This window comes from Marinobacter sp. LQ44 (assembly GCF_001447155.2).
GTDB lineage: Bacteria > Pseudomonadota > Gammaproteobacteria > Pseudomonadales > Oleiphilaceae > Marinobacter.
The window spans coordinates 50723-64756 of sequence record NZ_CP014754.1; the positions used below are offsets into that span (position 1 = coordinate 50723).

The 14034-nt window shown below is 50.8% G+C and carries 11 protein-coding genes; all 11 read left to right on the top strand.

The window, feature by feature from the left end; translation table 11 throughout:
* The first annotated feature begins 252 nt into the window (after positions 1–252).
* Entirely contained in the window at positions 253–1698 is a 1446-nt protein-coding gene (locus ASQ50_RS00245) for a hypothetical protein (RefSeq protein ID WP_156509964.1), read from the top strand.
* A gap of 276 nt (positions 1699–1974) precedes the next feature.
* Positions 1975–3036 (top strand): glycosyltransferase, encoded by a 1062-nt coding sequence (locus ASQ50_RS00250; protein ID WP_197492709.1) that lies wholly within the window; start codon positions 1975–1977, stop codon positions 3034–3036.
* A gap of 25 nt (positions 3037–3061) precedes the next feature.
* Positions 3062–3952, top strand: a complete 891-nt coding sequence (locus ASQ50_RS00255) for a glycosyltransferase family 2 protein (RefSeq protein WP_227513230.1) — start codon at positions 3062–3064, stop codon at positions 3950–3952.
* On the top strand, positions 3952–5073 hold the full coding sequence (locus tag ASQ50_RS00260) for a glycosyltransferase (RefSeq protein ID WP_058089640.1): 1122 nt from the start codon (positions 3952–3954) through the stop codon (positions 5071–5073). Before ASQ50_RS00255 ends, ASQ50_RS00260 begins: the two co-directional genes overlap by 1 nt.
* A 6-nt stretch (positions 5074–5079) precedes the next feature.
* Positions 5080–6120 (top strand): polysaccharide deacetylase family protein, encoded by a 1041-nt coding sequence (locus ASQ50_RS00265; protein ID WP_058089641.1) that lies wholly within the window; start codon positions 5080–5082, stop codon positions 6118–6120.
* Positions 6110–7486 (top strand): O-antigen ligase family protein, encoded by a 1377-nt coding sequence (locus ASQ50_RS00270; protein ID WP_058089642.1) that lies wholly within the window; start codon positions 6110–6112, stop codon positions 7484–7486. Before ASQ50_RS00265 ends, ASQ50_RS00270 begins: the two co-directional genes overlap by 11 nt.
* A gap of 63 nt (positions 7487–7549) precedes the next feature.
* Complete coding sequence (locus ASQ50_RS00275; RefSeq protein ID WP_197492710.1) at positions 7550–8662, top strand: glycosyltransferase family 4 protein; 1113 nt, start codon at positions 7550–7552, stop codon at positions 8660–8662.
* Positions 8659–10173, top strand: coding sequence for an oligosaccharide flippase family protein (locus ASQ50_RS00280; protein WP_058089644.1), 1515 nt, complete (start codon positions 8659–8661; stop codon positions 10171–10173). The genes ASQ50_RS00275 and ASQ50_RS00280 overlap by 4 nt, the downstream gene beginning before the upstream one ends.
* A gap of 3 nt (positions 10174–10176) precedes the next feature.
* Positions 10177–12105 carry an asparagine synthase (glutamine-hydrolyzing) gene (gene asnB, locus ASQ50_RS00285; RefSeq protein ID WP_058089645.1) on the top strand — a complete coding sequence of 643 codons (1929 nt, stop codon included), beginning with the start codon at positions 10177–10179 and terminating at the stop codon, positions 12103–12105.
* The gene (locus ASQ50_RS00290; RefSeq protein ID WP_058089646.1) at positions 12098–13150 is read left to right on the top strand and encodes a GNAT family N-acetyltransferase; all 1053 of its coding nucleotides are present in this window, start codon (positions 12098–12100) and stop codon (positions 13148–13150) included. Before asnB ends, ASQ50_RS00290 begins: the two co-directional genes overlap by 8 nt.
* Positions 13150–14031, top strand: coding sequence for a glycosyltransferase family 2 protein (locus tag ASQ50_RS00295; RefSeq protein WP_058089647.1), 882 nt, complete (start codon positions 13150–13152; stop codon positions 14029–14031). The genes ASQ50_RS00290 and ASQ50_RS00295 overlap by 1 nt, the downstream gene beginning before the upstream one ends.
* Positions 14032–14034 lie beyond the last annotated feature (3 nt).

Below are 14034 nucleotides of genomic sequence, written 5' to 3' on the forward strand. Positions count from 1 at the left end.
TTTTAAATCAGGCCTTATCGGAATTAATTATAAGGTATTGAGCTCAAAGGGTTGAACAAACTAACGAAAATGAGCGTTGTGTAGAGTACGCAGTCGCAAAATCTGAGACAATAGTTATTATAAATATAGACACCTACAGCGTTTATAGTTGCTTGAGGTCTGGTGGAGATGTTGTACGAGCGGAGCAAGTGTGGGTGACTCGTCTGCATGGATATTTGGCGATCGTTTCGAGCGTAGCCGGGGGAGATCAATATGAATAATTCGCTAGCATCTTTAATCTCGAAAGGACGGGCAATTAGCGGGGCAAGCTTTTTGATGGCAGCTAGCTTAGCAGCCATCACAACTTCAGTAATGGCAGCCCCGACACTTTCAGGGATCGATACAGGCACCGCCAGTGAGCTTCGTTCTGGAAACTCAATAACGATAACCGGTTCGGGTTTTGGACGGAAAGAGCAAGGCGCTCCAGTTCTTTTCGATCATACGGACGTAACCTGGGAAAATGGAGTCGCCAATAAGTACCAATCTACATTCAACGACATGACGCTAGTAAAACGAGTGAATGTGGATCCCAATACAATTTGGACGAAGCCATCACTGCCGGAGGAGCATAGCACCGGAATACTGGTCACCAATTCCAGACCAACTAGGGATGGTAATCCTGGTTCACACTATTACGGGAAGGGTAATGTGAACTTTTTGGGTTGGCCGAAAGCCAGTGGAGGGGAGAATACAAACTTTGAGTCCACAAAGATGTATTCTGCTTTCTGGATAAAGTTGCCTTACGACCTTACTAATTATTATGCGATTCCTGCGGAGAAGAAACCATCCGCCTTTGCTACGGGTGGACCAGAAAGTTACGGCGAGTCCATTAAAATTGAGGGAGTGGATGGCCTGGGAAGGGTAATATCATACGAGGATATTGGTTCGCTCCCTAATGGTTGGCTATTCATTGAGCCACCAAGAGGCGTTTCGATAAAGGATCTGACTGGTAAGCGGATTGTAGGGCTTGAATCTGGCGCTGAGGTTGTTTTCCCTGAGTCATCCTCACTGGGGAAATTCGATCAGTACGGGTTTCTGTCTCCCAGGGGGAAATATGCCCGGTTCTGGTCGGATCCGGAAGGTACCGGTTACCGTTTCTCTCTAGCCAATTTGGGACTGTCCGGAACTGGGGCGCCAATCTGGACAAATCGCTTTGGAAGTCTTTCTCCTGAGACGGGAAAGTGGAACCTATTTGAGATTGAGATCGATCTTGGCGAGGCTCCCACATTGACTGCGTGGTTAAACGGGCACGTATACTTAGCAAGCGAGAGCAGCTGGGCTGAAGCAATACTAAGCTCCTCTGTAAATGACACAGCAGGATTAACTATTGCTCTGTTAGGAATTGATGATTTTATGCCAGTCCCATTCACAGTGGAGTTGGATGATATTTATCTGGATAAAAGCTTACAGAGAGTACTTTTATGCAACAAGGCAACTATTGAAGAGGTGCGCAATAGAGGTGCTCATTGTGAGGTTCAGCGACCTGTCTCATGGAGCGACCGGAAGATATCTTTTGATCTTAATTTAGGTTCCTTTAATAAAGAAAAAGATAGTGCTTATCTATATGTGTTTGACGCTAATGGAGATGTGAATGTCAAAGGTTGGGAGCTGAGTAAAGTGAACGCACCGTTACCTCCACAGGACTTTCAAGCGAAGTAAATTTATGCTCCTTTAATAGATTTCATGTTTAAAGGATTTTTAATAAATAGATTATAAGTGAGCTTTTAGATGACAAGGAAGTTAAAGAGGGAGGTGATTAACCTCGCCCGTGAGTCAGGTCTTTCCGGATGGCGGTTTCTAGTTCGTTCGTTGTGGCATCGTGCTGTCAGTGGACTAGGGGCGAGCGCCGATATAAAGCTTGAGAACCTTGCGGGAATATTGTCGCATTTCCCCGCGAATTGCCTTCATAAACGCCAGTTATCGGAGGCACTTATCTTGGCGGGTTTGGCTAATAGCTCTGTGAAGGGAACGACACCCGTCTCGCTGAGTTACTGTGTTGTTTTAAAACCTTATAGATCGGGTTCAGAGAAAGGTGTGTTGCTTGTCTCTTTTGAAAACCAGTTGGCGCAGTTGTTAGACTCTGGGAAAATTGAAACGATTATGGATCGTTACTATATTGCGTTTATCCCCTCTTGGAGCGGATTGTATTCCAGAGAATTATTCCGTTTAGTTTCTGCTGCAGGAAGAAACCCAATATTTGTGATGCCAGTTCATAGTCATGAACGCAATGGATTCTCAATACTTGGTGAAAATTGTTATTCACTGCCATTCAACGCAGCCAGTTGGGTTAATCCTGAGTTCTTTGAAGGGCCAGCTCAGAAAAGAGATATTGATTGCCTGATGGTTGCCAACTTCGCCAGTTTCAAAAGGCACTGGCTGTTATTTAAGGCATTAAAGGAGTTGCCTGAGGATATCCGGGTAACATGTGTTGGCGTTCCTTTGGGTTCCCGAACCGCTGAGAGCATTCGTCAGGAGGCAGCGGAATACGGGGTATCTGATCAGGTAACGATCGTGGTGGATCCTAGCCAGGAAGAGCTGAGGCGATATTTTCGAAGGGCAAAGATGTTCTGTGCGATGTCTTACCGCGAGGGGTCGTTTATTGCCGTTGCGGAGTCTTTGATGTCTGGCACGCCTGTGCTTATGTTTCGCAATGCACATATTGGTACAAAGAGCCTCATCAATGAAAAGACGGGCGGACTGGTGAAGTCTGTCAGGGAGTTACGGAAGAAAATACTGGAGTACAGGAACTTTGAAGGGCACGATCAGGTTCGTCAGACTGCGATAGATAATATCAGTGCACAGGCTAATTCCCGTAAACTTAACGATATGCTCCGGGACTGGTCAATCAACAATGGAAAGGCCTGGACGGTTGATATAGAGCCATTCTACAGCCAGCGACTCGACTTTCATTATTTTAATGATGAAAGTCGTGATCGTCTGGCTGATGATTACAGGTATTTATCCGAGTTAGGTATCTGGTTTCCGAGGTTCTCTTAATTTCATGCCCTCCAGGAATAGTGTTGTGCCGTCTTCATCCAATGAATTGGTTTCCGTAATCATCCCTTCCTATAATCGTGCAGCCTATATTGAGGCTGCCATTAACTCTGCGCTTGACCAGACTTACGGTCCGGTTGAGGTTATTGTCGTGGATGATGGATCGACGGACGGCAGTTACGAAAAGTTACAACAATGGGCAGAACGAGGAGAACTGGTACTTCTGACTCACCCTGAGCGAAGGAATCGGGGCCAGTCTGCATCGATTAATCTTGGTATTCAGCAAGCGACCGGTAGCTATATAGCAATCCTAGACAGTGATGACATGTTCGCCAAAGAAAAACTGGCAGATCAAATGTCGTTCCTGAAAGCTAACCCCGAAACAGGTATGGTTTATGGCCAAGGTCATGCAGTAGATGCTGATGGTAATTTCCTGTTCAAAGTTCCTGGTGATGGTCATCAGGAACTGAGTGATCCTAACCGGCTACTGCTAGATTGTTACATGGCGCTGCCGGGGGGATCGCTTGTTCGTCGTTCGGTATTTGAGAAAGCGGGCTTATTTGAGGAGTCTTTTAGGGCTGGCCAGGATCACGATATGGCTATTCGGATCATGGAAGCGACTAAATGCGCTTATTTGCCGAAACTTGCTTTCTATTACCGCAAACACGACGACTCCATCAGTGTTAAAGGGCTCGAACGTCGCTGGCTTACTGGGCTGGAAATTCTTCGCCGTGCTAATGAACGGTATCCCTACATGAGAAGCACGATTCGAAAACGCAAAGCGGTGCTTCAATTCAGATTAGGGCAGACCTATTGGCGAGAAAGGCGCAAGGCCAAAGCGTTACCGCATCTTATCTCTTCAGGTTTACTTGACCCCACCCGTGCATTGATGGTTCTGATGGGGCGAGAGCAGGTGTAATGGATTCCGTACCGCAGCCCATTCTCTTTGTTATCGACCACTTCCGTAATCCCAATGCTGGTACTGAGGGACAGCTCTTTCAGTTGGTTAAAGGCCTGGATCGAACCAGGTTCAAACCTCACCTGCTGGTTTTCCGGGATTCGGAGTTTCTTCAGGTCGGCGGATTTCCTTGTGATTACTCGGTTTTGGGACAGCATCGTATTCTTTCTGTGGCTACCTGGTATTCCCTTTGGCAAACCGCGCGGCGGTACCGAGCTTCTGGTGGCCGCTTGGCTCATGTGTTTTTTAATGATTCCTCGGTCGTCTGTCCGCCGATCTTCCGTTTGCTTGGCATCGAAACGATTATCTCCAGGCGGGATATGGGGTATTGGTACACCCGCAAGTATCTGGCTCTGTTGAACCTAAGTGGGCGTTTTGTTGCCGCTGCGATCACCAACAGTCAGGCGGTTAAGGAAGTGACGCTTCGGCATGAGCCTGTTTCTTCAGATAATACCCACGTGATTTACAACGGATACGAATTTGAGGACGTGCAACCCTCAATACCTTCCGATCTGCAGGAGTTGCGAGCGGGGAACCCAGATGTAGTATTCGCCGGAATTGTCGCCAACATCCGGCCGATAAAACGGCTGGAAGATGCGATACGAGCGGTAGGGTTGCTGTCAGGGCAAAGCCCCGCTTTGCATCTGGTTATCATTGGCGATGGTGAGCCCGAGGACCTCAAAGCAATGGCAAAAGAGCTGGGAATTGAGGGGCAGGTACACTTCCTGGGCGCGCGTAGCGATGTAAGAGGTTGTCTCGCCGGCCTGGATATCGGCTTGTTATGTTCTGAATCCGAAGGCTTCTCTAACGCCGTGGTAGAGTATATGCAGGCGGGGTTACCCGTGGTTTGTAGCGCCGTGGGGGGCAATCCGGAAGCCATTGCCCATGGAGAAACCGGTTTTTTGTATGGCTGTGGTAATGTAAATGAGTTGGCGGAATGTCTCAGAGCATTGGCTATTGATCGTGATCTCCGTGCCCGTTTGGGAGAAAATGCAAGCGTTAATGCAAGACAGCGCTTCAGTATGGAAACGATGGTTCGGCAGCATCAGGAAGTTTATGGCTCTCTGCTGAACAAGGAGTAATGCAGTATGGGGTTGTTTTCGAAAACCATTCGCACGCTGGGCCCTTGGGGCGGTTATCAATTAGCTAGACAGATCTGCCGGAACCAACCGCGCATTTTGATGTATCACCGGTTCTCCAATCCGCCAGTTAAAGATTGGGCAAGCCCGAAGTACTTTGAACAGCAGGTTCGACACATCAAGGAGAACTATAACTCCTATTCGTTGGTGGGCTTGATGCAGTACAAACGTGAGCATGGGCATATGCCACGTCACGCCGTTGTCATCACAGTTGATGACGGTTATCGCGATTTTTATCATTATGCGTACCCAATCCTAAGGAAATATCAGGTTCCCGCTACACTGTTTGTTACCACCGGCTTTGTAGACCGTAAACTCTGGCTGTGGCCAGATAAGATAACTTGGCTGTTGAACCAGGTCGACCGGATTCCGGAAACAATAAAGATAGGCGCTTTTTGTAGTGGTTCTGGGCCGGTCAATTTTGAAACTCGTCCGTTCTACTGGCAGCAGTGGATCACTCACTCACTGTCTTTACCTGACCCTGAAAAGCATTCTTTTATCGATCAGCTTGCTTCCAAGCTAGGAAAGGTATTTCCCCTTTCCATTCCTCATGAGTTCGAGCCCGTGACTTGGGGTGAGCTTTTAGAAATGCAGGATAATGAAATTGAGATTGGCGGACACACTGTTACTCATCCGTCGCTCGGGCGGGTAACTGAATCTCAGGCGAGAGAGGAGATCTTTGGTTGCCGAGATACCCTGAATGAAAGGCTGGGAGATCGATATAGAACGTTTTGTTACCCAAATGGGCAGCCGTCCGATTTCCGGGCTTTTTTGCCGGGCCTTGTTCAAGAAGCTGGATTTCTTGGTGCTGTGACGGCCTTTCCGGATGCTTACGGAACCCGTGATCCGTTGCTCATGCGTCGCCATGTTAGTGGTGATGACATGTTTCAGTTTTTCAAGTCCGTTTCTGGTGTTGAGTTAGTTGGGTTGAGGCTCCGTAAAGATGTTCGTATGAGTTTGAGTGGTGTGGTGGCTAGTTATGCCGGTTGAGGGTGTAGCTGCACAGCATCAGACAAAAGTCTCTGATCAGGTGGTCAGCTCATTTACCTTTGTCTTTTTCCTATATTTCATCCTGGATTTCTTTCTTCGCTTCTCGGTTCGTATACCAGGCTATTCGAATCTGCGTCCCACTTTGGTGGCGGTTGTTATTCTTGGGATTCTGCTATTCGTGCAGAGGGAAAAACTGGTCGAGAAGTTTAAGCATCCTGTTTTCAAGCCCGTATTTGTTTTGCTTGCTTACCTAGTAATAAGCCTGCCTCTTGTGGAGTGGCCGGGTAGCGTTATCCGAAATAACCTGGATCCTTTTGTTAAAGCTATTGTCTTTTTGTTCTTTACTGCATTGATTGTGGATACTGGTAAACGACTGGTCTGGTTTGTTGGTGTATTCGTGTTTTGCCAGGTCGTGCGGGTACTTGAGCCGCTATATTTGAATTTGACGCAGGGGTATTGGGGGAGCTCAACCTATTTGAGTACCAAAGAGTTTGCTAACCGGCTCGCCGGTGCTCCGGCTGACGTGATCAACCCTAACGAACTCGGATTTGTAATCGTCACGGTAATTCCGTTTTTACACTATCTCCTATGGACGGGCAGGTGGAAGCTGAAAGCTATTTATCTGGTTTTGATGCCATTATTGTTGTACGCCCTGATTTTAACGATGTCGCGTGGTGCGTTCCTTGCATTGATGGTCGTCAGCTTTTTTATTTTCAAAGAATCTCGGCACAAGACGGCTCTAGTTGGGGTGGCCGTAATGGCGATTGTGGCAGCATTTTCCGTGATGACGCCCGTTCAGAAAGAGCGTTATCTCTCAATTATTGACCGTGATGTTGAGGGCGGCGCATCCGCCGAAGGCCGTATTCAGGGGATGATCCGGGAGTTCCAGCTTGGGCTGACCCGGCCTGTCGTGGGTCATGGACTTGGCACAACGGGGGAAACAAAAGCAAACAAATTGGGACGACGCCAGGCAAGCCACAATCTATATGCTGAGCTTTTGATTGAGATAGGGGTTGTCGGCTTTGCCATCTTCTTAGCGTTTTTGGTTCGGGCTTTCAAACAATTGAAACTTCTTCAGGTTGCGTTTGGGAGGGCTGAGCGGACAGATGCGTCGTTCTATGAAAATCTCAATAAAGTATTGATTTGTCTGTTTTGGATGTATGCGGTGTATAGCCTCAACTACTGGGGGCTGTCTCAGTACTACTGGTATCTGTTCGGTGGTTTGACCATCGCGTTGGGTCGTCTGGCAATGTCAGGAGAATCGGCGCCAACGCCTGCAGGGGGATTAGCCATTATCGAATCTAAAGAAAATGGGCGATTCACCCTTGCGGAAAAACTGCGGGACGGCCGGCATCATTTCAGTTGATACGGAACGCGAGATTAAGGACGACTTAATGAAATCATGGATGTTTAACGTATGAACGTTTTAATGACTGCACTCCAGCCCGGGGGTGGAATTCGGACGTTTTTCAGGTACATATACAGCCAGCCGGATTTCAAGGACGATACCTTTACGCTGATCGCACCAGACGCTGACGGGAATCTGTCAGGGTTTCTGAAGGCTCATGTTGGGCAGGACCGGTTCCGTGGAATTTCGATCCATAGTGGGAAATTGGAGTTTGTTCGAAGGGTTCGATCTACAGTTGCTGCGGATGCTTTTGATTTGGTCCATTCCCATGGTTTCAGTGCTGGCTTGCTTACGCAGTTAGCAATAACAGCCAGAAAATCTCCGCCCCATTTGATGACGGCCCATGATGTTTTTCTCCATTCGCAATTTACCGGGTGGAAAGGAAAGGCACGTAAATTGGCCATGGCGCAGCTTTTTAGCCGAATAGACAGTATTCACACCGTAACAGAGGATGCGACCGGAAACTTCACTACTTTTTTTCCGGGTGTTCGCGCAGATCGTTTAAAGCCGATCCTGCATGGCGTGGATACGGAGTTTTTCAGCCAGGGTGAGCCAGCAGAGCTTCGTTCCGAACTTGGAATACCAGCCTCGACGCCGCTTATTGGTTTTTTTGGCCGGTTTATGGGGCAGAAGGGCTTTCGTACTCTTGTGGATGCAATATTGGCAATAAAACAAGAGGGTATCGAGCCGTTGCCCCGTGTTCTGACTTTTGGTTGGGGTGGGTTTATTCGTGAGGACTACGAGTACCTGACGAATTTGGGATTGGCGGACCAGTTCGTTCAAATGCCTGCAACCGACAACATGCCCGCCATGATAAAAGCAGTCGATATGGTTGTGATGCCGTCCCGTTGGGAGGCTTGTGGCTTGTTGGCGATGGAGGTACTTTCGGCCGGTGTTCCCTTGCTATCTACGGATTGCATCGGTCTGCGAGAGGTGGTTGCGGGCTCGCCCACCCGGATTTTTTCGCCTGGCAGCGCTGAAGGGCTCGCAGCCGCTATAAAAGCGGAGATCGCAAACCCGAGCAGAGACCGCTTTATGGATTACCAGCCAATTGCCGTGGAACGTTTTCATATTGGTCGCCCGGCTGCTGAGTTGCGGGCGCTCTACGACGAGCTGGTTGGCCAAACTTCATGATTCGTACTCTGTTCGTCAACACTGGTTCCAACGTTCTGGTCATGTTCGTAAAGCTGGTCATTACTTTCATTATGACCCCCGTATTTGTCCACAATCTGGGCAAATACGATTACGGCCTGTGGGAGATGATTGGTGCGGTTATCGGGTACATGGGCATCCTCGATCTTGGCCTTCGCCCCGCTATCAGCCGTTATGCCGCCAGGCACCAGGCAGAGAACGATGAAACCGCGCTTCAGTCTGTCTACATGTCGGCGCTCGCCTTCATGGCGCTGGTTGGGGTGTTGCTGTTCGTGTTCTTTTTCTCGTGGGGATATTGGTTTGGCGGTACGCTGGCGCCGGAGGGTGAGGCCCATCAGAAGTACACGTTGTTTCTGATTATTATTGGCGCCTACCTGCTGATTTCCTTTCCGGGGTACGTGGCAGAAAGCTACCTTGAAGGCTTCCAGAAGTATTATCTGAAAAACAACATTACCATTGTGAACTCGGTGGTTGGCTCGGTACTTTTGTATAGCCTGATTACACCGGAAAACGGATTGGTGCTTCTCGCGGGTATTAATGCCATTGGTCTTACGGTGAAGTATCTGCTGTTTATGTGGATTCTTTCGCGCCCAGCCTACGGTGCCATTCGTGCACAATGGGGGATGTTTTCCTGGGTACGGTTGCGGGAGCTTATCGTATTCGGGTTCAAGTCCTTTGTTCAGGGTATAGCAACCCGTGTTGAGAACGCGACAGACGTTCTGGTCATCGGATTGATTCTGGGGCCGGCTATGGTGCCGTTTTACAGCATACCCGCAAACCTGACGCAACACATTCGCGGACTGGGCTGGACGCTGACTCACGCTTTCATGCCCCTGTTCAGTGGGTTAAGTGCCAAAGCGGAGGATGCGATGATCCGGCGGGTATTCCTGGTGTCATCGCGGTACGTGGTGAGCATCTTGATGGCAATGGGGACCGGCGCATTGCTATTGGGGGTTCCTTTTATCAATGTTTGGCTGGGCCCGGAATTTGGCGAGAAGGCCAAGTACCTGATTGTTTTTCTGGTAATGTTTACCATTCTTCCGTTTATCAATCCGTTTGCCAGCCGTTATCTCACGGCGATTAACAAGCATGGTATTTTTGCCAGGCTTACCCCCATTGCTGCCATTATGAATATTGGGCTGAGCCTGGTTCTGGTGCACCCTTATGGTCTGGAGGGTGTGGCCTTTGCCTCCGTGGTACCGGGGCTGATCTTTGTACCTTTGTATCTCCGTTATACCTGTAAGCACTTGGAGCTCCCGGTTTGGGATTATCTCCGTGTGTCTGTGCTGCCCGCATTTGTGCCTGCCGGGATCATGGCATTGATTCTGTTGGGTATGGGGGAGTATCTGATCTACGATTCCTACGCTGATATTGTTGCCGGTGCACTTCTGAGCAGTCTTGCCTGGCTTGTGGCGTTTTGGTTACTGGTGTTAAACAGGGAAGAGCGAACGTATCTGGGTGTCCGGATTGCTCGCATGGCGGGAAGGAAATAACGGATGTGTGGTTTTGCCGGATTTGTCAGCAAGGAAAGTGTCGCTGAGCCTGAGCAGGTGCTCTCTGACATGGGGCGGGCTATTGCGCATCGGGGGCCCGATGATGCAGGCGTCTGGCACCACCCCGGCCTGGGTGCGGGCCTTGTACACCGCCGTTTGTCCATTCAGGATCTGTCCCCCGCTGGTGCCCAGCCAATGGCGTCTGCCGGTGGGCGATATGTCATCGCGTTCAATGGCGAAGTCTACAACTTCAGGCAGCTTCACTCGGAACTCGTCAAGCTGGGTTGCCAGTTCCGTGGTCACTCAGACACCGAAGTCATGCTACATGCTATTGAGCAGTGGGGGTTGGCGCCCAGTCTGGCCAGGTTCTCCGGAATGTTTGCGTTCGCTCTGATTGATCTTCAAGAGAAAACCTTGGTACTTGCACGGGATCGCATGGGCGAAAAGCCCCTTTATTACGGTTATCAGGGAAACGTTCTGCTGTTCGGCTCGGAGTTGAAAGCGCTGCGCGCTCATCCGGCCTGGCAAGGTGGTGTGGACCAACAGGCGCTGGCGTTGTTGTTGCGCCATAACGTCATTCCAGCCCCCTGGAGCATTCACAAAGGTATTTTCAAGTTACCTCCTGCCTCAATGGTGACTTTCCAGCTGAACGCGGGGCACAGCAACCCTTTGCCGGAGCCCGAGCGATACTGGCAACTGGAAGAGTGTTTTGTTGAGAGCCCCATGGGCAGCTTTGACGAGGCCAGTCGTCATTTGGAATCTCTCCTTGGCGATGTAATTGAAGATCAGATGGTGTCGGATGTGCCGTTGGGCGCCTTCTTGTCTGGCGGCATTGATTCTTCAACGGTTGTGGCGCTGATGCAGGCAAGGGCAACGCAGCGGGTTAAAACCTTCAGTATCGGGTTTGATGAGGCCGGCTTTAATGAGGCGGAACACGCCGCCGAAGTGGCCCGCCATCTGGGTACTGAGCATACTGAGTTGTATGTCACTCCGAAAGATGCACTGGGTCTCGTGCCCAGGCTGCCTGAACTTTACGATGAGCCGTTTGCAGACTCCTCCCAGCTGCCAACTTACCTGGTCAGCGAGATGACACGGAAACACGTTACGGTGGCTTTGTCCGGAGACGGCGGAGATGAGCTTTTCTGTGGTTATACCCGCTACCCTTCAGTGCTGTCCCGGTGGCAAGGTCGCAACAGCCTCTCCGGCCTTGGGAGGCGAGCAGCGGCCGCCTTGCCCGAATCTTTGTCGGCAGCGGCTATCAGGGCACTCGTTCCCTCTCAACGTGGTCGTTCCGGGCTTGCGATACGCCATCGCCTGAAGGCGGAGCGGGCGTTGGCCCTGTCATCAAGTGTATCCGAGTTCTATCGCCAGTCCGTTTCATTCTGGGCGGAGCCGGAATGTTTCCGACAGGCAGTTCGCGAGCCCACCTATGGATTAACCCGGCCTTTACCTCCCGGAATTCCAGATGAGAGTCTGAAAACGCTGATGTGGCGGGATCTTAACTGGTACCTGCCGGATGACATTCTGGTTAAGGTGGACCGCGCAGCGATGGCCTGCAGCCTGGAAACGCGGATTCCCATGCTGGACCCGAAAGTGGTGGCCTTCGCGCTCTCGCTGCCGTTGGACTATAACCTGAAAGGTGGAGTAGGAAAGCAGGTGCTGCGCAGTGTGCTGTTCCGGCACGTGCCTCGTGAGCTGGTGGATCGTCCGAAGCAGGGTTTTGCAGTGCCGGTCGGGCAGTGGTTGCGTGGCCCACTTCGGCCATGGGCGGAGTCGCTGTTTGCACCGTCCTTGTTTGGCAAGCAGGACCTCCTCGATGCGTCTGTTGTAAACGCTTATTGGCAAGAGCACTTGCGGGGCAGGGAAGATTATTCTGCAGAGCTCTGGGGCATTCTGATGTTCCTGGCCTGGTTGGAGCACACTGGTGGCTGAAATCACACCCTACAACGATGAACTACACCGGGCGCAGATTCTGGACCTGTTCTCGGATGTCGCTTTCAAGGGCGACATCTGGAAGTACCAGTTTGTTGAGAACCCCGGCGCCGTTAACCGGGGTTTTGATCCAGTCGTCGCTGTTGATCAGGGGCGGGTGATCGGGTTCAACGGGGTCGTGCCCGTGTCCATTATCTGGAGGGGCCAACCTATAAACGCCATGTGGAGTTGTGACTTCAAGGTTCGTTCAGATTATCGGGGCAAAGGCGTAGGTCGGCTGATTAAGGAAGATTTGGCGAAGAAGTCCCCGGTGCTGATGTCCTTCGGCATCAGCCCCGTGGCAGCGATTGTGTTGGAACGCATGGGTTGGCATGCGAACCACGACGTGCATTTCCTCAAACGGATATGCAAGCCCCGATCACTCAGGGACGTCGCTTTGATGGTCTATCAGTTTCTTGGCCGGCTTGGCGCCTCTACCATATCCCAACCCGGGTATGAATCTCGTACTTGTGACGAGCTCCCTGCGCCAAAGGACGTAAATGGCCTCTGGCAAAGGAGTATGGGCGGTTACGATAAAACCGTAGTCCGGGATTGGCGCTACCTGGATTGGCGATACCAGAAGCACCCGCTTGCGGAATACAAGTTTATTGAAATTCTCACCCCGGAGGGGCAGCTTGCGGCTATCGGTGTTGTTCGGGTGGACCAGCAACAGGCTCGCCTGGTGGATTACCTTGGGCCAGCCAAGGCGCTGCCACTCAAGTATTTTCTGGTGAAAACCATGTTATCGACCTGGCCCGACCTGGCTGCCTATTCGGCTATGACCTCTGATGCAGAATTCAAGCAGGCGATGAGGTCTCTGGGTTTCTATCAAGGGCGCGAACAGCCGCGTTTCTTTGTCTGGGCTTCACCGCAAATGTCTGATGGCTCGAATCCTGGCCCGTGCAACCAGGGCTGGTTCATTATGGGCGGAGACTCTGATGGAGAATTGCTGCAGTCGGCCCGGGAATCCTGGAATCATCAAATTACAAACAGGGACGACGTTTGATGTCAGCAAATACTCCGTTGATCAGCATTATTACACCAACGTACAACCGGGCGGACTTTATCGCTGAGGCGGTTGAAAGCGTGCTCGCCCAGACCTATCCCCATTTCGAGTTTCTGATTGTGGATGATGGTTCTACCGATCATACCGACAACGTGCTTGGACCTTATCTCAACGATGAGCGCATAAAGCTGTTCCGCCAGGAAAACCAGGGCCAGAGCGTGGCACGGAATTTGGCTCTGGATGAGGCAAAAGGCGAGTTCATCTGCTTTCTGGATTCAGACAACTATTGGCCGGCGGCTAAGCTGGAGCAGCAAGTCCGGATTTTTGAACAATTTCCGACTACCGATGTTCTGTACGGCGATAATGTGATTATCAATGAAGCCGGTGAGGAACTGAGCCGGAACAACATGGCCCGGTACTCTGGCCGCATTGCTCCGCAGATGGTCAAGGATAATTGCGTGGCCATGAACACAACCATGGCGCGTCGCCAGTGCTTTGACGAATTGGGTGGAATGAGTGGTAAACGCCGGGTGGCCGATGACTACGATCTTTGGCTCAGGTTTTCCGCAAAGTATGAGTTTCGTTATGAGCCGGAGTACTGGGCCTGGTACCGGGTCATGGAGGACCAGATCTCCTCGGATAAAACGCGAAGGTTTCAGGTAAACGAGCAGATCATTCATGACTTCAGGCGGGATTTTCCTGATGCGATGAGTCCCCGGGAGTTTGATCAGGGCTTCGCTCATTTCTATATCAGGAAGGGCCGTTATCTGGGAAGTAATGGGCAGAAGCGGGATGGGGTGAGGGAGTTGCTGAAGGCGGTGAAATACTCGCCGGCAGAGTTGAATGTGTGGCGCGCGTTTGCCGCGGTGCTACTGAAGTAACAA

What these genes read in the sequence shown, in the direction of transcription:
- ASQ50_RS00245 (WP_156509964.1), top strand. Translation starts at nt 253, where the DNA reads ATGAATAATTCGCTAGCATCTTTAATCTCGAAAGGACGGGCAATTAGC.
- ASQ50_RS00260 (WP_058089640.1), top strand. Translation starts at nt 3,952, where the DNA reads ATGGATTCCGTACCGCAGCCCATTCTCTTTGTTATCGACCACTTCCGT.
- ASQ50_RS00265 (WP_058089641.1), top strand. Translation starts at nt 5,080, where the DNA reads ATGGGGTTGTTTTCGAAAACCATTCGCACGCTGGGCCCTTGGGGCGGT.
- ASQ50_RS00270 (WP_058089642.1), top strand. Translation starts at nt 6,110, where the DNA reads ATGCCGGTTGAGGGTGTAGCTGCACAGCATCAGACAAAAGTCTCTGAT.
- ASQ50_RS00275 (WP_197492710.1), top strand. Translation starts at nt 7,550, where the DNA reads ATGACTGCACTCCAGCCCGGGGGTGGAATTCGGACGTTTTTCAGGTAC.
- ASQ50_RS00280 (WP_058089644.1), top strand. Translation starts at nt 8,659, where the DNA reads ATGATTCGTACTCTGTTCGTCAACACTGGTTCCAACGTTCTGGTCATG.
- asnB (WP_058089645.1), top strand. Translation starts at nt 10,177, where the DNA reads ATGTGTGGTTTTGCCGGATTTGTCAGCAAGGAAAGTGTCGCTGAGCCT.
- ASQ50_RS00295 (WP_058089647.1), top strand. Translation starts at nt 13,150, where the DNA reads ATGTCAGCAAATACTCCGTTGATCAGCATTATTACACCAACGTACAAC.